A 19,588-nucleotide genomic window follows, 5' to 3' on the forward strand; every position below is an offset into this window, starting at 1 on the left:
CACGGCATCGTAAACATTCAGGAGGTAGCTTATGATTAATCGATATACAAGAGAAGAAATGGGAGCAATTTGGACTGATGAAAATAAATACAAGGCATGGTTGGAAGTGGAAATTCTCGCCTGCGAGGCTTGGAGCGAGCTTGGTGTCATTCCGAAACAGGATGTGGAAAAGCTGAGGGCCGACGCTTCTTTCGATGTCAAACGGATTTTGGAAATCGAACAGGAAACACGCCATGATGTGGTTGCCTTTACAAGAGCCGTATCTGAATCGCTGGGGGAAGAACGTAAATGGGTCCATTACGGGCTGACTTCTACCGACGTTGTCGATACCGCCTTATCGTATTTGTTGAAACAGGCCAATGACATTTTACGCAGTGACATTCAGCGGTTCATCGATATTTTGGCAGTCAAAGCCCAGGAACATAAACATACAGTCATGATGGGGCGCACACATGGTGTCCATGCCGAACCGACAACATTCGGATTGAAAATGGCGCTTTGGCACGAAGAGATGAAACGGAACTTGGAGCGATTCGATGCTGCGGCGAAGACAATCGAGACCGGAAAGCTTTCCGGTGCTGTCGGTACTTATGCCAACATTGATCCGTTTGTGGAAAAATACGTGTGTGAAAAACTAGGACTCACTCCTGCACCTGTATCAACCCAGACTTTGCAGCGTGATCGGCATGCGCATTATGTATCGACACTATCGTTGGTGGCCACTTCGATTGAAAAGTTTGCCGTGGAAATCCGCAACCTGCAAAAAACCGAAACACGCGAGGTAGAGGAATTTTTCGCGAAAGGGCAAAAAGGTTCCTCGGCGATGCCGCATAAACGTAACCCGATCGGTTCGGAAAACATGACCGGTATGGCCCGTGTGCTGCGCGGGCATATGGTGACAGCATACGAGAATGTTGCACTTTGGCATGAACGGGATATTTCCCACTCATCAGCTGAGCGGATTATCCTTCCGGACGCCACGATAGCCTTGGATTACATGCTGAACCGTTTTGCGAACATAGTCAAAAACCTGACAGTATTCCCGGAAAACATGAAGGCCAACATCGATAAAACCTATGGCGTTATTTTTTCCCAAAGAGTGCTGCTGGCGTTGATCGATAAAGGCATGAGTCGTGAGGAAGCGTATGATCTGGTCCAGCCAAATGCGATGAAGGCTTGGGAAAAAGGCACTCCGTTCCGCAGCCTGGTGGAACAGGAATCCAAAATCACCAGCTTGTTGACTGAAGGAGAAATAGCCGATTGTTTCGACTATACGTATCATTTGAAAAATGTGGATGGTATTTTTGAACGTATCGGACTTTAAGCTGTAGAGGCACAGGAAACTGCAATCCAAACAACCAAAAGGAATGGATGGGGTGACGCAATTGAAGGGCGAGCTATTGTATGAAGGCAAAGCGAAGCAAGTATTTCAAGCAGAAGGCAATATCGATCAGTTGGTACTATCTTACAAAAATGATGCAACCGCCTTTAACGGCGAAAAAAAGGCGGTTTTTTCAGGAAAAGGCAAGTACAATAATTTGATATCGGCAAAGGTTTTTGCCTATTTGCGTGACAAAGGTGTGGCAAGTCATTTTGTACGCAGCCTGAACGATACAGAACAGCTCGTGGTAAAAACAGACATCATCCCAATCGAAGTGGTTGTACGGAACCTTGCAGCCGGCAGCATCACCCGCCGGCTAGGCATAGAAGAAAAGACGAAGTTTACACCTCCGTTGGTGGAGTTGTTTTATAAAAATGATGAACTCGGCGATCCGCTTATCAATGATGAACACGCATTGCTGCTGGCGGATGTCCAGTCGGAAGAACTGGAAGCAATCAAAGCAATGGCCTTGGAAGTGAATCAACATCTGCAGGCATTCTTTGAATCTATCAATCTGACACTGGCGGATTTCAAGCTGGAGTTCGGCAGAAATATGGCCGGCGACATCCTTCTCTCTGATGAGGTATCGCCGGATACATGCCGGCTTTGGGATAAAGACAGCGGCGCTAAGATGGATAAGGATGTATTCCGGGAAGATTTGGGCGACCTTTTGCACGTATATGATTCGATTCTTCAACGACTGGAGGCGGTAGTATGAAAACAGTGAAAATCTTCATTACTTTAAAGCAGGGTGTCTTGGACCCTCAAGGGAAAGCAGTTCAGGAGTCGTTGCACAAGCTGGGCTTTCCGGAGGTAAAAGGTGCAAGGGTTGGAAAATACATGGAGCTGCAGCTCGATTCCCAGAGGGACATCGATCGGCAAATCGAGGAGATGTGCTCCAAACTGCTTGCCAATCCAGTTATTGAAGATTATCAGTACACGATCGAGGAGGGAGCTGTCCAGTGAAATTCGCGGTGATTGTTTTCCCAGGCTCGAACTGTGACAGAGACATGTATCATGCAGTGAAGGATTCACTTGGCGAAGAAGCGGAACTTGTTTGGTACGAGAATGCCGATTTGTCCGGATTTGATGCCATTTTGCTTCCCGGCGGATTCTCATATGGAGATTACCTGCGATCCGGCGCGATTGCAGCGACCTCCACTATCGTCAACCAAATCAAACAAAAGGCTTCCGAGGGTACACCGGTTCTAGGGGTGTGTAACGGATTTCAAGTTCTTCTGGAATCAGGCCTTTTACCCGGCGCCATGCTCAGGAACAAAAAGTTGAAGTTCATGTGCCGTCAGGAAGAATTGGTGGTCGAAAACAATCAAACCCAGTTCACCACTTCCTATGGGGAAAAGGAAGCAATCATTCTTCCGATTGCCCACGGGGAAGGCAATTATTACTGTGACGAGGGAGTACTCGCCGACTTGGAGGCGAACCGGCAAATCGTTTTCCGCTACGCTGACAATCCGAACGGTTCTGTCGGGGACATAGCCGGAATCATCAATAAACAAGGAAATGTACTCGGCATGATGCCCCACCCAGAACGAGCAACAGAAGCGGTGTTGGGAAGTGCTGATGGCTTGAAGCTGTTTGAATCGGTCGTAAACCATTGGAGGGAAGCATATGTTGCAGGTGTCTGAAATCAGCCCGAAAGTGATTGAAAAAGATTTGATCTATAAAGAGATGGGGCTCACCGATGCGGAATACCAGCACATCAAAAAGGTGTTGAACAGGCGGCCCAACTTCACTGAGACAGGTATATTTTCGGTCATGTGGTCGGAGCACTGCAGCTACAAAACCTCGAAGCCTCTGTTGAAAAAGTTCCCGACGAAGGCCCCTCATGTATTGCAGGGACCGGGGGAAGGAGCGGGAATCATCGATATCGGCGATGGCCAGGCGGCTGTGTTCAAAATCGAGAGCCACAACCACCCATCAGCTGTCGAACCTTATCAGGGGGCTGCCACCGGTGTCGGCGGCATCATCCGCGACGTTTTTTCGATGGGAGCACGGCCGGTCGCCTTGCTCAACTCGCTGCGTTTCGGCAGTCTTGCCTCTGAACGGGTCAAGTATTTGTTTGAAGAGGTCGTCAATGGAATCGCCGGTTATGGCAACTGTGTCGGCGTGCCGACAGTCGGCGGTGAAGTACAGTTCGACAATTGTTATGAAGGAAATCCGCTCGTCAATGCAATGTGTGTAGGATTGATCGACCAGAAGGATATTCAAAAAGGAATTGCTGCCGGAAACGGCAATACCGTTTTGTATGCTGGAGCGCCAACAGGGCGGGACGGCATTCACGGGGCCACTTTTGCATCGGAAGATTTGTCGGAAGAATCCGAAAGTAAGCGTCCTTCAGTCCAGGTCGGTGATCCATTTATGGAAAAGCTGTTGATCGAAGCCTGCCTGGAAGCGATTCATTGTGAATCATTGGTCGGCATGCAGGATATGGGGGCAGCCGGATTGACTTCATCCGCAAGCGAAATGGCCAGCAAGGCCGGGATGGGGATGGAAATGGACCTAGACCTGGTACCACAGCGCGAATTGGAGATGACCCCATATGAATTGATGCTGTCCGAATCGCAGGAACGGATGTTGATGGTGGTGAAGAAAGGCGAAGAGCAGGAAATCATCGATGTCTTTCAAAAGTATGGACTTGAAGCTGTTGCAGTCGGACGGGTGACGGATGACAAGCAATTCCGTTTGCTGCACAAAGGCGAGGTGGTTACGGATATCCCCGTAGATTCCCTAGCGGAGGATGCGCCGGTCTATCATAAACCTTCCGAAGAACCTGCTTACTTTAAAGCGTATCAGCAAGTCGATTACTACCCAGACGGTGTCCATAACTATACAGAAACGCTCAAGACACTGCTGCAGCAGCCGACCATCGCCAACAAGGAATGGGTGTATGATCAATATGATTCGATGGTACAGACAAATACAGTAGTCATGCCAGGCTCTGATGCGGCAGTGATCAGAGTGAAAGGGACTGACAAGGCCCTTGCCATCACCACGGACTGCAATTCTCGTTACATCTATTTGGATCCGGAAACCGGCGGGAAAATCGCAGTTGCGGAAGCAGCCCGGAATATCGTCTGCTCAGGCGGAAAACCGCTCGCTTTGACCGACGGGCTCAACTTTGGAAATCCGGACAAACCGGAGAACTTCTGGCAGATGGAAAAGAGTGTCGATGGCATGAGTGCAGCCAGTCTTGCTTTGAACACGCCGGTTATCAGCGGCAATGTATCGCTATATAACGAAACGAATGGCCAGGCGATTTTTCCGACCCCTGTTGTCGGAATGGTCGGCTTATTGGACTCACTGAATCATGTGACGCCATCTTTCTTCCAGAAGGCGGGAGACGCGATTTACGTAATCGGTGAAGCGAAAGCGGAGTTTGGCGGAAGCGAACTGCAAAATGTCTTGGAAAACAAATACTTCGGCAAAGCCCCTGCAATTGATTTGGAACTGGAAATGAAACGACAGACTCAATTACTAGAGGCGATTCAGGACGGTACCGTTGTTTCTGCCCATGATTTGGCGGAAGGAGGACTTGCGGTGGCCCTGGCTGAGAGCTGTTTTGCCGGCCAGGCCGGTCTGGACGTATCATTGGAAGGGGATGCTGTGACCGAATTGTTCAGCGAAACGCAATCCCGTTTCCTCGTATCTGTAAGCCAGGAGAATCAACGGGCATTTGAACAGATTGTGGAAGATGCCATTCAAATCGGTGTCGTTACGGACGATGGACAGTATCGCATACGGATAAATGGTGAAACAAGAATCAATCAAGCGGCAGAAGATCTGAAAGCACTTTGGAAAGGGGCCATACCATGCTTGCTGAAATCAAAGGCTTAAATGAAGAGTGCGGCGTATTTGGAATTTGGGGTCATGAAAAAGCGGCTGAGGTTGCCTACTACGGGCTCCACGCATTGCAGCACCGCGGCCAGGAAGGAGCGGGGATTGTGACCAGTGATGGAGAATCCCTTCATCTTCATAAAGGAAACGGTCTGATCAATGAAGTGTTCCAACAGGACGAATTTTCCCGGCTGAGGGGGAACGCTGCTCTGGGCCATGTCCGCTATGCGACGCAGGGGGGCGGCGGCTACGAAAATGTTCAGCCGCTCGTGTTCCGGTCGCAAAAGGAAAGCATGGCGCTTGCCCACAATGGCAATCTGGTCAATGCGTATGCCTTGAAGCATCAGCTCGAAGCCCAAGGAAGCATTCTGCAGACGACTTCCGATACCGAAGTGCTGGCCCATTTAATCAAGCGGAGCGGCCACCTGCGGATGGAGGAAGCCATCATTCAAGCGCTTAGTATGATCAAAGGTGCTTATGCCTTTTCTATCCTGACCGAAAACAAGCTGTACGTAGCTTTGGATCCGCGCGGCTTGCGGCCGTTGTCATTGGGCATACTCGGCGGTGCTTACGTTGTGTCTTCCGAAACCTGTGCCTTTGATGTGATCGGTGCTTCTTACTTGCGGGAGATTAAGCCGGGCGAGCTGTTGATCATCGATGATCACGGGGTGAGTTCCCGTACATTCGCTTCTCCGTTAAATCGTACGCTTTGTTCAATGGAATATGTTTACTTTTCCCGCCCGGACAGTGACTTGAACGGAAAAAACGTCCATGCTTCCCGCAAAACAATGGGAAAGGAGCTGGCCAAGGAAGCTCCTGTGGAAGCTGATGTGGTGACCGGTGTTCCCGATTCCAGTATTTCTGCCGCCATCGGCTATTCGGAAGCATCCGGCATTCCGTATGAGCTCGGATTGATCAAAAACCGCTATGTCGGCCGGACTTTCATCCAGCCCTCCCAAGAGCTGCGGGAACAGGGTGTTAAAATGAAGCTTTCCGCCGTCAGGGGAATCGTGGACGGTAAACGGGTAGTCATGGTCGATGATTCGATTGTCCGCGGTACGACTAGTAAACGGATTGTCCGAATGTTGAAGGAAGCAGGTGCAACAGAAGTCCATGTCCGGATTGCTTCGCCTCCGATCGAGAACCCTTGCTATTACGGGATTGATACCTCGACAAAAGGTGAATTGATCGCCTCTTCCCACAGTGTCGAAGAAATCAGGGAACTGATCGGTGCCGACAGCCTTTCCTATTTGACGACAGAAGGATTGGAAAATGCGATTGTGGCAGGCGAGAATTCGGCCGAATATGGTATCTGCAATGCCTGCTTCACCGGAAACTATCCGACTGAAATATATCCTGAAACAGCACTTCCGGCCACAAAGGCATAGTGCCGTGGTCCGGCTGGCAGAAAAGGAGCGTTCATATGAGTGAAGCTTATAAACAAGCAGGCGTGGATGTGGAAGCTGGATACCGCGCAGTAGAGTTGATGAAAAAACATATTGCCAAAACCGATCGGAAAGAAGTGCTCGGCGGTGTCGGGGCTTTTGCCGGATTGTTCGAGCTCGGTTCATTTTCTTATGAGGAGCCTGTCCTTGTCTCAGGTACGGATGGGGTCGGGACCAAATTGAAGCTGGCTTTTGAAATGGATAAGCACGACAGCGTAGGGATTGACCTTGTAGCCATGTGTGTCAACGACATTGTCGCACAAGGTGCAGATCCGTTGTTTTTTCTTGATTATATTGCGTGCAGCAAAAATGAACCGGAAAAAATCGAGCAAATCGTCAAAGGGATCTCGGAAGGCTGCGTAGTTGGAGGCTGTGCGTTGATCGGCGGAGAAACAGCAGAGATGCCGGGGATATATCAAAATGGTGAGTATGATTTAGCCGGATTTGTCGTGGGCATCGCCGAAAAAACCAAAATCATCAATGGCAGTGACATCCAGCCTGGCGACGCGGTTATCGGAATTGCTTCCAGTGGCGTGCATTCCAACGGCTTTTCCCTCGTGCGCAAAATTGTAGAAGAACATCAACTCGATTTGAATAAAATCTATGAACCGTTGGATCGGACGCTGGGTGAAACCTTGCTGACGCCGACGAAGATTTATGCGAAGGCTGTTCAGTCCCTTCGCCGCCAAATCACGGTAAAAGGGATTTCCCATGTCACTGGCGGCGGTTTTTACGAAAACCTTCCGCGTGCATACCCGGAACATCTCGGTGTAACCATCGAAACCGGATCGTGGTCGGTTCCGCCAGTGTATGAGGTGCTTCAAAAACATAGTGGTCTTTCATTTCAAGACATGCTCGGCGTATTCAACATGGGGGTCGGAATGGCAGTCATCGTCCCTGAAGAAGAAGCTGCAGCTGCCATCACCCTGCTGGAACAACAAGGAGAAGCGGCTTTCCGTATTGGGAAAGTGACTAATGAGCAGGGAGTGAACCTTCGTCATGCATGACAAACAACGGCTGGCTGTATTTGCTTCCGGAACCGGCAGCAACTTTGCTGCAATAGCTGATGCAATCGACCAAGGGAGACTGGATGGAGAAATCGTTTTGTTGGTTTGCGATAATTCTGAGGCTAAGGTTATCGAAAAAGCCAGGGACCGTCAAATTCCCGTATTTGTTTTTCAACCTAAAACCTACACTTCAAAAGTGGATTATGAACGGGATATATTGCAAGAACTGAACGATTGCCAGGCAGAATGGTTGATCTTGGCCGGTTATATGCGGCTGGTCGGCGATACCCTGCTCGACCCTTTCGAAGGGCGTATCGTCAACATCCATCCCTCCTTGTTACCTGCCTTTCCAGGTAAGGATGCAATCGGACAAGCGTTTTTGGCAGGGGTCAAGGTGACTGGGGTAACGGTGCATTTTGTCGATGAAGGGATGGACACAGGGACAATCATCGATCAGGAAGCTATCAGGATCCAACCCGAGGATGACCAGGACACCTTGCAGGCAAACATCCAGGAAATCGAACACCGGCTTTTTCCCAAGACTATCCAGGCACTCATTCAGACGAAAAAGAGAGAGGAGATTAAATCATGAAGAAGCGCGCATTATTAAGTGTTTCAGATAAAAGCAATGTAGTTGATTTTGCGAAAGGGCTGGACCGGCTGGGCTATGAGCTGGTATCTACGGGAGGAACCCTGAGAAATCTGCAGGAGGCTGGACTTTCGGCTATTCCGGTTTCGGATGTAACCAAATTCGATGAAATTCTGGACGGCAGAGTCAAAACGCTGCACCCGAATATTCACGGCGGGTTGCTGGCAAAACGCGATGAAGGCGGACATCTGAAGCAGCTTGAGGAGCGGGGGATCGATCCGATCGATATCGTAGTCGTCAATCTTTATCCATTTAAACAAACGATTGATCAACCCGGAGTCACCGAAGCGACTGCAATTGAAAACATCGATATCGGCGGTCCGACCATGCTGCGGGCAGCGGCAAAAAATTTCCGGGATGTCACCGTGGTGGTAGATCCTGATGATTATCAGCAGGTGTTGGAAAAGTTGGAACATGGCGGACTCCAAGAGGAAGACCGTAAACGCTTAGCGGCCAAGGTTTTCCGTCATACTGCCAATTATGATGCCCTGATCGCAGGGTATTTTTCCGAAATTACTGAGGAGACGGCTCCGGAAACTTATACTGTTACATATGAAAAAGTACAATCGCTGCGCTATGGAGAGAATCCTCATCAGCATGCAGCATTTTATCGACAGCCGAATGGAAAGGGAGCGTCGATTGCCAATGCGGAACAACTGCACGGAAAAGAGTTGTCCTATAATAACATTCAGGACGCCAATGCGGCACTGGAAATGGTCCTGGAATACGAGGGAGCCGCAGCCGTAGCCGTCAAACATATGAATCCGTGCGGAATTGGGATCGGAGAAACGATCGGATCTGCCTTCCGCAAGGCCTATAAGGCAGACCCTGTATCTATTTTTGGCGGCATTGTCGCACTGAACCGCGAAGTAGATGCAGCTACTGCAGAACAGCTGAAGGAGATTTTTCTGGAAATCGTCATTGCTCCTTCCTTCTCGGAAGAGGCGATGGAGTTGTTGACAGGGAAGAAAAATATCCGTCTATTGAAAATTCCGATGGAGAACCCGGGCCCTAACCGGCAAAAAGTCGTAAGCGTAACCGGCGGTCTGCTTGTGCAGGACATCGATAGCGGCCAAGTGACCGAACAGGAATTGACCGTGGCGACGAGCAGAAAACCCAACGAAGAAGAAATGAAAGACCTGTTGTTTGCTTGGAAGGCAGTAAAACATGTGAAATCAAATGCCATTGTGATTGCCAATCAAGACCAGACCCTGGGAGTCGGTGCCGGGCAAATGAATCGTGTAGGCGCTGCAAAAATCGCGCTCGAACAAGCGGGAGAACGAGCAAAAGGAGCTGTGATGGCTTCCGATGCCTTTTTCCCGATGCCCGATACGGTAGAGACAGCTGCCAAAGCAGGAATCACCGCGATTATCCAGCCAGGTGGTTCCAAGCGGGACGAAGACTCTATCAAAGCTTGTGACGAACATGGTATCGCCATGGTATTCACCGGCATGAGGCATTTCAAGCATTAACAGGAAGGAAAAGCGGAACCTGGCAAAGTGGGTTCCGCTGCTTTTGATTCAGACCAGTACAGGGGAGGGGTTCGATGAACGTATTAGTAATTGGCAGCGGAGGACGGGAACATAGCATGGTAAAAAAGCTCAAGGAAAGCAGGCTTGTCGATAAACTGTATGCTGCACCGGGGAACGGCGGAATCAGCCGGGATGCGCATTGCGTATCAATAAAGGATGGGCAAATCGAAGAGCTTGCTTCATTTGCAAAAGAAGCAGCCATCGACTGGACCATCGTCGGTCCGGAAAACCCGCTGGCTGCCGGGATTGTCGACACTTTTGAGAAAGAACAGCTGCAAATTTTCGGTCCAGCACAGGAAGCGGCAGTCATTGAAGGAAGCAAGGATTTTGCCAAAGGATTCATGCATGACTATGGAATTCCGACTGCTGCCTATCAAACCTTTACGGATGCTGAAAAAGCAAAGGCTTATATCCGTGCTCAAGGTGCTCCGATTGTTATCAAAGCGGACGGACTTGCAGCCGGTAAAGGGGTGGTAGTGGCTGAGACACTTGAACAGGCGCTTACTGCTGTTGATCAGATGCTGATTGAGAACGAATTCGGAAATGCGGGAAGCAGAATTGTCGTCGAAGAATTTCTAGAGGGAAAAGAATTTTCTCTTATGGCTTTTGTGAATGGCAGCCAGGTCTATCCGATGATACCTGCCCGGGACCATAAGCGGGCCCATGAAGGAGATAGGGGACCGAATACCGGCGGAATGGGCGCCTATGCACCAGTTCCGGACTTGGCTGATGAAGTTGTCGAGTCAGCTATCTCTGATATTCTGAAGCCTGCCGCCGCCGGAATGGTCGCAGAAAACCGGTCATTTACCGGTGTACTCTATGCAGGTTTGATTGAAACTTCTGAAGGTCCCAAAGTAATCGAGTTCAATGCCCGGATGGGCGATCCGGAAACCCAGGTCGTGCTCCCGTTGCTGGAGAATGACTTGCTGCAGGTCATCATCGATGTGAAAGCAGGAAGGGACCCGCGGCTTACTTGGAAGGAAGCTGCGTGCATCGGGACAGTGGTTGCTTCTGCCGGTTACCCTGGTCCTTATAAAAAAGCGAAGCTGCTTCCTGCTCTGGATGGAGCGGAGAAAGAAGACTGTTTTGTGATCCATGCCGGAACGAAACGGGAGGGAGAGCAATATGCTTCCACAGGCGGCCGTGTCCTGCTGGCTGGTTCGTTGCAAAAAAGTCAGAAGGCTGCACAGGAGGCGGTTTACTCCTTTCTGAAAAGGTTTGATGGCAATGAGAACTTTTTTTATCGACGGGACATCGGATTTGCCGACAAAACGGATAAAGTATAAAAGGGCAGCCCGCAGCTGCCCTTTTTCCATGCCTACACTAGCTTGATGATTTTTCCGATATTAAGAGAAGATGTTTATCTATGTGTTACCTTTGCGGAAAACATATAAACTACGACATAGTTTGGATGCGTCTTCCAGACTTCTTACTATTGTTGAGTTGGAATTCGACGCTGCGAAAATACCTTGCGCTTTCCGCGGGCGGCTGGTGAGCTTCCTCGAGCTAACGCTCTGCGGGAGCTCACCGAGGCCTTTCCTCCCGCAGGACAGGTGTTTTCGGTGGGACGAGTAATCGCAGTCCCAAGAAAGGCTGCGGCAGCGATGCATCGCACGAAGAAAATTGTTTTGTATTTTCGAGGAGTCTCCGGGTATTTTCTTTGCTAGGAACAGCTTCCTGTTTATAACCCCGTGTACTAGACATTTTTTTATTTTTCGGTACTCCATGTACCGTATCATCAAAAGACATAGCTCGGAAAACAGAGCAGAAAGTCCAAGAACAGGAGAAAAGACGGGAATTACAACTGTCTTTTATGAAAAAGAAGTAGACATTTCCTGACAAACGTTTTTAAGATGGGTTATTGGTTCTCAAAGAAAAAGTCTCTAGGCGATAGTCAGCATGCTTTTTAGCGCAGGTAGCATGCGCAGACTCCAGCGGGAACAGCACGAGCTGAAGATCCACTTGGTAAAGCGGTTTTCTTTACCAAGTTAGCTGAAGCCGTGCCCGCGGAAAGCGAAGTATGCTACCGTAGCGGTGGGTAGCACGCTTTTTGAATAGGCAAGGACACTTCCCATTACAGTTAATGCGCTGTTTCTATCAACTGTGAAAAGCTAGGCTTCAGGTTTCGACTAAGGATTAAACGGCTCCCCTGCTTATAGGAATAAAGGACGGTTTCATATTGGACCTGCTATCATCATAATAATCGAGACTTTCGTGAATAGAATGATAGTAAAAATATGAAGATTTTGTTATATTATCTTCCAAATGCTTATCTTTGGTTTACACCATGTGTTACGATAGAAAAAACAATCAGAGAATAGGAGAGTTTGCCATGAATGAGCATCGCTATCGCTGGAGAAACAAGCAACTGCGCGAACACGTTTCCGTTATCGACGGCCTGCTTGCACCGACATTGCTTTTGAAGAATGTCGTTTACTTAAATGTATTCCTGAAAAAATGGATTAAAGCGAATATATGGGTGTATCAAGACCGCATCGTTTACGTCGGAGACCGCCTGCCCAAAAACACGAATGGCACAGAAATAACCGACTGCGACGGGAAGTATGCTGTACCTGGATACATAGAGCCGCATGCACATCCTTTCCAATTATACAATCCGCATCAGCTCAGTGAATATGTTGCCCAAACCGGCACCACGACATTGATGAACGACAACCTTATCTGGCTATATTTATTGGAAATTAAGAAAGCGTTTACACTATTGGATGATTTTATGGATTTACCCGTGTCGATGTACTGGTGGGCAAGATTCGATTCCCAATCTTCGTTACAAGGTGAATTGAGTGTATTCAGCAATGCCCAGGTCATATCCTGGCTCGAACATGAAGCCGTTGTGCAGGGCGGGGAACTGACTTCTTGGCCCCAGGTCCTGGAAGACGACGACCGGATTTTGTACTGGATGCAGGAATCGAAACGTCTGGGGAAACCGATCGAAGGCCATTTCCCGGGCGCTTCAGAACATACATTGATCAAAATGAAACTGCTCGGTGCCAGTGCCGACCACGAATCCATGACCGGGCAGGAGGTGTTGGACCGCTTGCAAGCAGGGTATCAGGCAGGATTGCGGTATTCCTCGATCCGGCCGGATTTACCGAAGATCCTGGAGGAAATTCAACAACTTGGGCTCGACCAATACGACCAGCTTACCATGACCACGGACGGGTCCACCCCTTCTTTTTATGAAAAAGGCATGATGAACCAATGTGTCCGCATAGCCTTGGAACAAGGGGTCCCTGTAGAAGATGCTTATATGATGGCCAGTTATAATGCCGCCAGGCACTTCAATATGCGAGACAGACTGGGGAGCATAGCCCCGGGGCAGGTAGCGCATATCAACCTGCTCGAAGCAAAAGACAATCCGGACCCTGTCTCGGTAATTGCCAAGGGCCAATGGATGAAACGGAATGGCAGTCAAGTATCACGTGACCGTACCATCGATTGGAAGGAGTACGGCATCGGACCACTGGAACTGGACTGGGAGTTGGAAGATGGCGACTTGCAATTTTCGATTCCAATCGGCCTGGAGATGGTCAATGATGTCATCATCAAACCCGTTGCCTTGACATTGGATGTCACTGTGGATGAAATCGAGGAAAAGTATGACGAAGCGTTTCTGATGCTGGCAAGCCGCAAGGGGGAATGGCGGGTCAACACGGTTATCAAAGGGTTCACCAACAAGCTTGGGGGCATGGTCAGTTCTTATTCCAACACTGGAGATATCGTGTTGATCGGAAAGAACAAGCAAGATTTGATGCTGGCTTTCCGACGCATGAAAGAAATCGGCGGCGGAATCGTACTGGCTCACCAAGGCGAAATCATTTACGAGATGCCGCTGCCTTTGGCGGGGATGATGTTTGCCGGTAAAATGGAAGACCTTATTGAGAAGGAAAGAGAACTGAAATCGATTCTGAAGGCATTTGGCTACCGGTACGAAGATCCGGTGTATAATCTGTTGTTTTTGTCATCGACCCATTTGCCGTTTATCCGGATAACCCCGAAAGGAATCATCGATGTGAAAAAGAAGGAGGTTCTTTTTCCGGCAATCATGCGGTAAAATAGAGGTTAAAACAAAAAGAGAGAGAAAAAAGACAAAGGTGTGTGGGGAAATGCGAAACAAATGGTTGAAACTTACTCTCGGTTTACTGCTGATCCTGATTGTTGGGTTGGCGGCAGCCTGCTCGAAGGACGAGCAGTCACAGGCGCCTAAAACGGAACCGGATGAGCAGGAACAGGAGGAACCGGTTGGCGAACCGGAAGAAACCGAAGAACCAGCATATGAAAATGTCTATCCGTTGACTGGAATTGGCACAAACGATCCAGTCGATAACCGGATCGTTGCTGTCATGATCAACAACCACTATAAGGCAAGGCCGCAGTCCGGCTTGACGAAAGCGGACATTGTATTCGAAATTTTGGCTGAGGGAAGAATCACGAGATTCATGGCATTGTTCCATAGTGAACAGCCGGAAGTGGTGGGACCGGTGAGAAGTGCCCGTCCGTATTATTTCAATTTGGCGGATGATTACGGGGCTCTTTATGTGTATCACGGTGCTGCCAACTTTATCGAGGATATGCTGAAAAATGGGGCTGCGGATCATTTGAACGGAGCGTATCATGATAATGACGGTCATTTGTTCAAGCGCTCGCAGGACCGTGTGGCACCTCACAATTCGTATTTGCAGTTTGACGCCGTGAAAGAGGTCGCCGAGGAAAAAGGATATGAGATGCAGGCAGACTATGAGCCGCTTCCTTTTTTGGACGAGGGGGAAACAGCTGCTATTTCCGGGGACAGTGCCTCCGAAGTTTCGTTTTCCTACAATGATACTCCTGTACGCTATGTCTATGATGAGGAACAGGAAAAATATTTGCGTTATAATGGAGACAGCCAGACAGTTGAACTAGACTCCGATAAAGCAGTACAATTAGATAACGTCCTGATTATGGCTACTCATCATGAAGTCATCGACGATGCAGGCAGGCGTGAAGTGGACATGGAGTCCGGAGGCAAGGCGTACTTGCTTCAAAAAGGTGTAGTACAGGAAGTCCAATGGGCAAATATCGATGGGAAAATCCTTCCGGTGAAAGATGGGGAACCTGCAGGACTGGTTCCAGGCAAAACCTGGATCAATGTCGTGCCAGACAGACAAAGCCTGGAAGAGACTGTCACCATCAACTAAGAGACGTATTGGACAACCTCTTACAAGGAGTGTAGTAAAATGCAAATAGATAAACTAAGGGGCGAACAGCTCGATCGATTGTTCGATGCCATTCTCAGCCTGGAGGACCGGGAAGAATGCTACCGTTTTTTCGACGACATCGCTACAATCAGTGAAATTCAGGCATTGGCACAAAGGTTGCTGGTAGCAAAAATGCTTCGCGAAGGGGACACGTATGGAGTGATCGTCGAGGAATCGAATGCATCGACGACCACGATTTCCCGGGTCAAGCGTTGCCTGAACTATGGGAACGACGCTTATTCGATGGTCCTCGACCGGCTGGAGCAAAACGATAAGGAAAAAGAGGAAAAGTAAAGGCGCCGGGTCTGCAATAACTGTAGACCGGCGTTTATTTTGAAGGATGAGAAGGCTAGGGGGTAATGACATGGTCAAGTTCGGGATAATCGGTACTAATTGGATCACGGAAAAATTCCTTGATGGCGCTGCACAAGTGGAAGATTTCCAAGTGACGGCGGTTTATTCAAGGACAGAAGAGAAAGCACGTGCATTCGCGCAGAAACACAAAGCCGAATATACATATACAGATTTACAAGCGTTCGCGGCAAGCGATGCTTTCGATGCTGTCTATATTGCCAGCCCAAATTCACTGCACGCAGAACAGGCGATAGAGTGCATGGAACGCGGGAAACACGTGATGGTAGAAAAGTCGATTGCTTCTAACAGCCGTGAGGTAGAACGGATGATCGAAACCGCAAAGCGGAACGGTGTTTTATTGATGGAAGCGTTGAAGACTATGTTTCTCCCTAATTTTCAAGCAGTGCAGGATAATCTGGAGAAAATCGGGACCGTCCGACGTTACTTCGCCAGCTATTGTCAATACTCTTCGCGGTATGATGCTTATAAGGAAGGGACCGTACTCAATGCATTCAACCCGGCTTTTTCCAATGGCTCACTAATGGATATCGGTGTGTATTGCATCTATCCAATGGTTACGTTATTTGGCACTCCTGAGCGAGTGACGGCCAGCGGTCTAATGCTGGATTCCGGCGTAGATGGCCAAGGAAGTGCCTTATTTGACTATCCGCAATTGAACGGGGCGGTGATGTACTCCAAAATAGCTGATTCCTTTCTCCCGTCTGAAATCCAGGGAGAGAAGGGAAGTATTCTGGTGGACAATATCAACACACCGACCCGGGTGAAAATCAAGTATAAAGACGGCACTAGCGAGGATGTCAGCAGGCCGCAAGTGGAGAACGGCATGTTCTATGAAGCTGCTGCTTTCGTAGAACTAGTGAAACAAGGGAAAACCGAGTCGGACATCTGTACGTTCGAACGCTCGCTGGAAACTGCCAGGGTGTTGGAGGAGATCCGTAAACAGTCGGGGATTCATTTTCCAGCAGATGAACAGTAAAAACTCGGAAATCGAGAAGAAGCTTGAGTCACACGGTGGTTCAGGCTTTTTCTATGGGAAAATGTAATGCAGGAATGATCAGACACCAGATTTATTTCAGATTTTTCTAAAAAACAATGGAAAGGAATGTTAAAATCAGGTTAGGTTGTTGCTATGTTTTTCCACAGCTATAGCAGTACATTGTTACGGAAAGGGGGATGACGATGGAGTTTGCCGATTTTTCCGCAACCCAGGTTAGAATCGCGAGACCTACTGATAAATTTGATGAGGTGGTTTCCTTTTATGAAAGGGGACTCGGCCTCAAGATACTTACAACATTCTCGGGCCACCGAGGGTATGAAGGTGTTATTTTTGGTCTGCCTGATCTCCCTTACCATTTGGAATTCACCCATCATGCAGACGGAAGTCCCTGTCCTGCTCCAACAAAAGATAACATTGGTTTTTTATATCCCTGACAAGGAGGAACTGGAGAAGGTGGCTGAGAGATTGAACTGCATGGGTTACGGTGAAGTGGAACCGAAAAATCAATATTGGCAAGAAAAAGGGATAACAATCGAAGACCCTGATGGCTGGAGAATCGTATTGATGAATACGAACGGTATTTAAGGAAGGAAAAACCAGCGAGATAAAGAAGGGGAACAGTTTTCTCTTAACAGATGAAGATTGAGATAGCTATCGTCTCCATGCTGCAGGTTTTAGCGAAAAACAGTGAAACTCAATATCAAAGGCAAGGGGGAGTTAGATGGATTTATTGCAGTTGGCGACAAATCTTTCTAAAGTATATATGCGAAACGATAGGGTCGAAGCAGTCTTGCTTGGTGGTTCGGTGGCACGCCGTTGGCAGGATGACTATTCCGACATCGAACTTTTTATATTTTGGAAAGAAAGCCCGAATGAACAAGATAGAAAAAATCCCATTGAAGAAGTCGATGGAAACATTATTGATTTTCATCCTTATGAAGAAGAAGAGTGGTCGGAGACGTATATAACAGAAGGAATAAAGTTAGAGATAAGTAGCTTTTTGACTGACACCATCCATAGAATTCTGGATGAGGTAATCACTTGTCATGATACTGACTTGGATAAACAATGCTTGGCAGCCACTATTTTTGACGGGGTGCCGCTTGGCGGAAAGGAAATTATTGATTCGCTAAAGAAAAAAGTGGAAGTATACCCTGAAGAACTGGGCGAGGCCATGATTAGAGAAAATCTTGATTTAGGAAACAGATGGAGTAACCGAGAAGCACTGCTGGCCAGAGAAGATTGGCTGATGCTTTATAAGGTGATCACTTCTGTCCAGTCGAATATCATGGGAATGCTTTTTGGTTTAAACCGTTTATATGTCCATCATCCTGCCTTTAAATGGCAAAAGCAAACCTTGGAAAAAATGAAAATGGCCCCAAAAAATATAACGGAAAGCCTTCCATCAGTCTTGATAGATTCTCCTGAGAAAGGCATTCGGGAGATTGAAGGAATTCTTCAAGAAGTTTACGAATTGATCCAGCGGACACATCCGGAAATCGACTTGACGAGTGTTATGGAAAGAACCCGATTCTTGAGACCGCAAAGGCAGGGCGAGTAACGGTGATAGGCTATATTTTTCAACAGGAGGAGTCAGAACATGTACAAGCATATTATATGGGATTTCGATGGGACACTGTTTGATACATACCCGGTGATGGCAAAAATTTTTCAAGAATTGCTTCAAGAGAGAGGAATAGAAGAGCCAGTAGAAAACATAGTGAAACAATTGAAAGTCTCGATGTCAGCTGCTCTGAATTATTTTGAAAAGAAATACCAAATAGACGAGGAATTCAAGGCAAGCTATCAAGCACGCCGAAAAGAAGTGGAAGCTGACTCCTCCAAACCATTTGCAGGAATTGCAGAGGTTTGTAAATACATCCATTCAACCGACCGGAAAAATTATTTGTACACCCATAGAGGAGAATCTTCCATCATGTTACTAGAGAAGTTCGGGTTGGATGGTTATTTTTCGGATTTCATCACCTCGCAAAATGGATTTGAACGGAAGCCGAGTCCAGCCGCAATTCAATATCTGATAGAAAAACATGGTATCGTATCCGCTGAAGCGATCATGATAGGCGATAGGGATTTGGATTTAATAGCGGCAAAAAAAGCCGGCATAGATGCTTGTTTCTTTGATGAGCTGGGAGCCGCAAGCGACCATTCCGATCACGCCATTAAAGATTTTCAGCAGTTGTACGCCATAGTTTGAATGGACTTATAGGTGCATCCATATCGCGTTTTTTATGGGGGATTTTACGTGACAAATAGAACAAAAAGAATCATCGCCGGTGCGATTGGTTTGATTATACTTTATATCCTGACAATGACTTGGTTTTATCCTTATTCCATTTTCAGTCTCCATAAATCGTATGCGTACAAACCAGACCCGGTTATGGTGGATGGTTATCTCGAAGATGTTGAAGAGTTCAACGATGTTTTTGGAAAAGACTTGGAAGAACTGGAGTCAGAAACACCGATCGACATGACGGTGGAGAGAACGCAGTATATACTTCCTTTATTTGAAGAGGAATGGCTGGTTAGCAAGAATACGCACAAGATGAAGGAAGAAGATTTAGAAACGATGCTGTTTGAAGTGAGAAACGCAAGGGAGACTTTGCTTAGCCTGGTCGAGCAAGGCGATTATTCAAAAGAACAAAGAGGATATCTAGTTCTCAGCATAGAAAGCTTGCTTTCGTTAGAGGAATCGATTGTAGATTTCCAAAATAGCAGCTTCACCTCCAGAAAAACGTTGAAAATGCAATATCATAATCTTCACGTCGGTTTCATGAACAATTTTATGATGTATAGAACCTTTTATGAAGTGAGTGAAGGAATGTAATGGAAAAAGGATGGCACAGCGACTGTCTGTATAAATGATCCTGGTGAGTTGCTTGTGGTCCTGCAAGGAAAAACCGAAGAGGCGAAAAAAACAACCGAGGGATTCACGACTTCGTCGGAATCACCTATGTGACATATGTTTAACAGAAGAACATGACCTCTGAAAATCCGGAATGTTTCCATCCTGCGGCAATCCATTTGCATTTTGATTCCATAAGGTATAAACTAATTAAAGATATTAAGGG

17 protein-coding genes and 1 pseudogene are annotated in these 19,588 nt (G+C 47.8%); all 18 read left to right on the forward strand.

Annotated elements, in window-relative coordinates; translation table 11 throughout:
- Positions 1–31: 31 nt before the first annotated feature.
- The 18 genes and pseudogenes from purB (at position 32) to F6X55_RS14300 (ending at position 19,344) form a co-directional block, all read left to right on the forward strand.
- Positions 32–1,324 (forward strand): adenylosuccinate lyase, encoded by a 1,293-nt coding sequence (purB, locus tag F6X55_RS14215; protein ID WP_153464324.1) that lies wholly within the window; start codon positions 32–34, stop codon positions 1,322–1,324.
- A gap of 61 nt (positions 1,325–1,385) precedes the next feature.
- Positions 1,386–2,099 carry a phosphoribosylaminoimidazolesuccinocarboxamide synthase gene (gene purC, locus F6X55_RS14220; protein ID WP_026569216.1) on the forward strand — a complete coding sequence of 238 codons (714 nt, stop codon included), beginning with the start codon at positions 1,386–1,388 and terminating at the stop codon, positions 2,097–2,099.
- Complete coding sequence (purS, locus tag F6X55_RS14225; RefSeq protein ID WP_026770828.1) at positions 2,096–2,347, forward strand: phosphoribosylformylglycinamidine synthase subunit PurS; 252 nt, start codon at positions 2,096–2,098, stop codon at positions 2,345–2,347. The genes purC and purS overlap by 4 nt, the downstream gene beginning before the upstream one ends.
- Positions 2,344–3,027 (forward strand): phosphoribosylformylglycinamidine synthase subunit PurQ, encoded by a 684-nt coding sequence (purQ, locus tag F6X55_RS14230; RefSeq protein WP_026569218.1) that lies wholly within the window; start codon positions 2,344–2,346, stop codon positions 3,025–3,027. Before purS ends, purQ begins: the two co-directional genes overlap by 4 nt.
- A complete protein-coding gene (gene purL / locus F6X55_RS14235; protein WP_153464326.1) occupies positions 3,011–5,236 on the forward strand; it encodes a phosphoribosylformylglycinamidine synthase subunit PurL in 2,226 nt (741 codons plus the stop codon). The genes purQ and purL overlap by 17 nt, the downstream gene beginning before the upstream one ends.
- A complete protein-coding gene (gene purF, locus F6X55_RS14240; RefSeq protein WP_153464328.1) occupies positions 5,212–6,624 on the forward strand; it encodes an amidophosphoribosyltransferase in 1,413 nt (470 codons plus the stop codon). The genes purL and purF overlap by 25 nt, the downstream gene beginning before the upstream one ends.
- A 35-nt stretch (positions 6,625–6,659) precedes the next feature.
- Positions 6,660–7,688 (forward strand): phosphoribosylformylglycinamidine cyclo-ligase, encoded by a 1,029-nt coding sequence (gene purM, locus F6X55_RS14245; protein WP_026569221.1) that lies wholly within the window; start codon positions 6,660–6,662, stop codon positions 7,686–7,688.
- The gene (purN, locus tag F6X55_RS14250; RefSeq protein ID WP_026770825.1) at positions 7,681–8,280 is read left to right on the forward strand and encodes a phosphoribosylglycinamide formyltransferase; all 600 of its coding nucleotides are present in this window, start codon (positions 7,681–7,683) and stop codon (positions 8,278–8,280) included. Before purM ends, purN begins: the two co-directional genes overlap by 8 nt.
- Positions 8,277–9,809: a bifunctional phosphoribosylaminoimidazolecarboxamide formyltransferase/IMP cyclohydrolase gene (purH, locus tag F6X55_RS14255; protein ID WP_153464330.1), complete on the forward strand. Its 1,533-nt coding sequence runs from the start codon at positions 8,277–8,279 to the stop codon at positions 9,807–9,809. The genes purN and purH overlap by 4 nt, the downstream gene beginning before the upstream one ends.
- 74 nt (positions 9,810–9,883) lie before the next feature.
- Positions 9,884–11,155: a phosphoribosylamine--glycine ligase gene (purD, locus tag F6X55_RS14260; protein WP_153464333.1), complete on the forward strand. Its 1,272-nt coding sequence runs from the start codon at positions 9,884–9,886 to the stop codon at positions 11,153–11,155.
- Positions 11,156–12,201: 1,046 nt separating this feature from the next.
- Complete coding sequence (locus F6X55_RS14265) at positions 12,202–13,944, forward strand: adenine deaminase C-terminal domain-containing protein (RefSeq protein WP_153464335.1); 1,743 nt, start codon at positions 12,202–12,204, stop codon at positions 13,942–13,944.
- Positions 13,945–13,996: 52 nt separating this feature from the next.
- Positions 13,997–15,067 (forward strand): DUF3048 domain-containing protein, encoded by a 1,071-nt coding sequence (locus tag F6X55_RS14270; protein WP_153464337.1) that lies wholly within the window; start codon positions 13,997–13,999, stop codon positions 15,065–15,067.
- Positions 15,068–15,106: 39 nt separating this feature from the next.
- Positions 15,107–15,421 (forward strand): YerC/YecD family TrpR-related protein, encoded by a 315-nt coding sequence (locus tag F6X55_RS14275; protein ID WP_026569227.1) that lies wholly within the window; start codon positions 15,107–15,109, stop codon positions 15,419–15,421.
- 70 nt (positions 15,422–15,491) lie between these two features.
- Positions 15,492–16,478: a Gfo/Idh/MocA family protein gene (locus F6X55_RS14280; protein ID WP_153464339.1), complete on the forward strand. Its 987-nt coding sequence runs from the start codon at positions 15,492–15,494 to the stop codon at positions 16,476–16,478.
- 197 nt (positions 16,479–16,675) lie between these two features.
- Positions 16,676–17,084 (forward strand): annotated as a pseudogene (locus F6X55_RS14285) (VOC family protein).
- 136 nt (positions 17,085–17,220) lie between these two features.
- Positions 17,221–18,060, forward strand: a complete 840-nt coding sequence (locus tag F6X55_RS14290; protein ID WP_153464341.1) for a DUF4037 domain-containing protein — start codon at positions 17,221–17,223, stop codon at positions 18,058–18,060.
- Positions 18,061–18,099: 39 nt separating this feature from the next.
- Positions 18,100–18,714 carry an HAD-IA family hydrolase gene (locus tag F6X55_RS14295; protein ID WP_153464343.1) on the forward strand — a complete coding sequence of 205 codons (615 nt, stop codon included), beginning with the start codon at positions 18,100–18,102 and terminating at the stop codon, positions 18,712–18,714.
- A 48-nt stretch (positions 18,715–18,762) separates the two neighbouring features.
- Positions 18,763–19,344: a hypothetical protein gene (locus F6X55_RS14300; RefSeq protein WP_153464345.1), complete on the forward strand. Its 582-nt coding sequence runs from the start codon at positions 18,763–18,765 to the stop codon at positions 19,342–19,344.
- The last annotated feature ends 244 nt before the right edge of the window (positions 19,345–19,588 follow it).

Origin of the sequence: Sediminibacillus terrae (assembly GCF_009602435.1) — a bacterium.
Taxonomy (GTDB): Bacteria; Bacillota; Bacilli; order Bacillales; family Amphibacillaceae; genus Sediminibacillus; species Sediminibacillus terrae.

Excerpts from the sequence above, each read along its gene's own strand:
- purB (WP_153464324.1), top strand. The coding sequence starts at position 32 with ATGATTAATCGATATACAAGAGAAGAAATGGGAGCAATTTGGACTGAT.
- purS (WP_026770828.1), top strand. The coding sequence starts at position 2,096 with ATGAAAACAGTGAAAATCTTCATTACTTTAAAGCAGGGTGTCTTGGAC.
- purL (WP_153464326.1), top strand. The coding sequence starts at position 3,011 with ATGTTGCAGGTGTCTGAAATCAGCCCGAAAGTGATTGAAAAAGATTTG.
- purF (WP_153464328.1), top strand. The coding sequence starts at position 5,212 with ATGCTTGCTGAAATCAAAGGCTTAAATGAAGAGTGCGGCGTATTTGGA.
- purM (WP_026569221.1), top strand. The coding sequence starts at position 6,660 with ATGAGTGAAGCTTATAAACAAGCAGGCGTGGATGTGGAAGCTGGATAC.
- purN (WP_026770825.1), top strand. The coding sequence starts at position 7,681 with ATGCATGACAAACAACGGCTGGCTGTATTTGCTTCCGGAACCGGCAGC.
- purH (WP_153464330.1), top strand. The coding sequence starts at position 8,277 with ATGAAGAAGCGCGCATTATTAAGTGTTTCAGATAAAAGCAATGTAGTT.
- purD (WP_153464333.1), top strand. The coding sequence starts at position 9,884 with ATGAACGTATTAGTAATTGGCAGCGGAGGACGGGAACATAGCATGGTA.
- F6X55_RS14265 (WP_153464335.1), top strand. The coding sequence starts at position 12,202 with ATGAATGAGCATCGCTATCGCTGGAGAAACAAGCAACTGCGCGAACAC.
- F6X55_RS14270 (WP_153464337.1), top strand. The coding sequence starts at position 13,997 with ATGCGAAACAAATGGTTGAAACTTACTCTCGGTTTACTGCTGATCCTG.
- F6X55_RS14275 (WP_026569227.1), top strand. The coding sequence starts at position 15,107 with ATGCAAATAGATAAACTAAGGGGCGAACAGCTCGATCGATTGTTCGAT.
- F6X55_RS14280 (WP_153464339.1), top strand. The coding sequence starts at position 15,492 with ATGGTCAAGTTCGGGATAATCGGTACTAATTGGATCACGGAAAAATTC.
- F6X55_RS14290 (WP_153464341.1), top strand. The coding sequence starts at position 17,221 with ATGGATTTATTGCAGTTGGCGACAAATCTTTCTAAAGTATATATGCGA.
- F6X55_RS14295 (WP_153464343.1), top strand. The coding sequence starts at position 18,100 with ATGTACAAGCATATTATATGGGATTTCGATGGGACACTGTTTGATACA.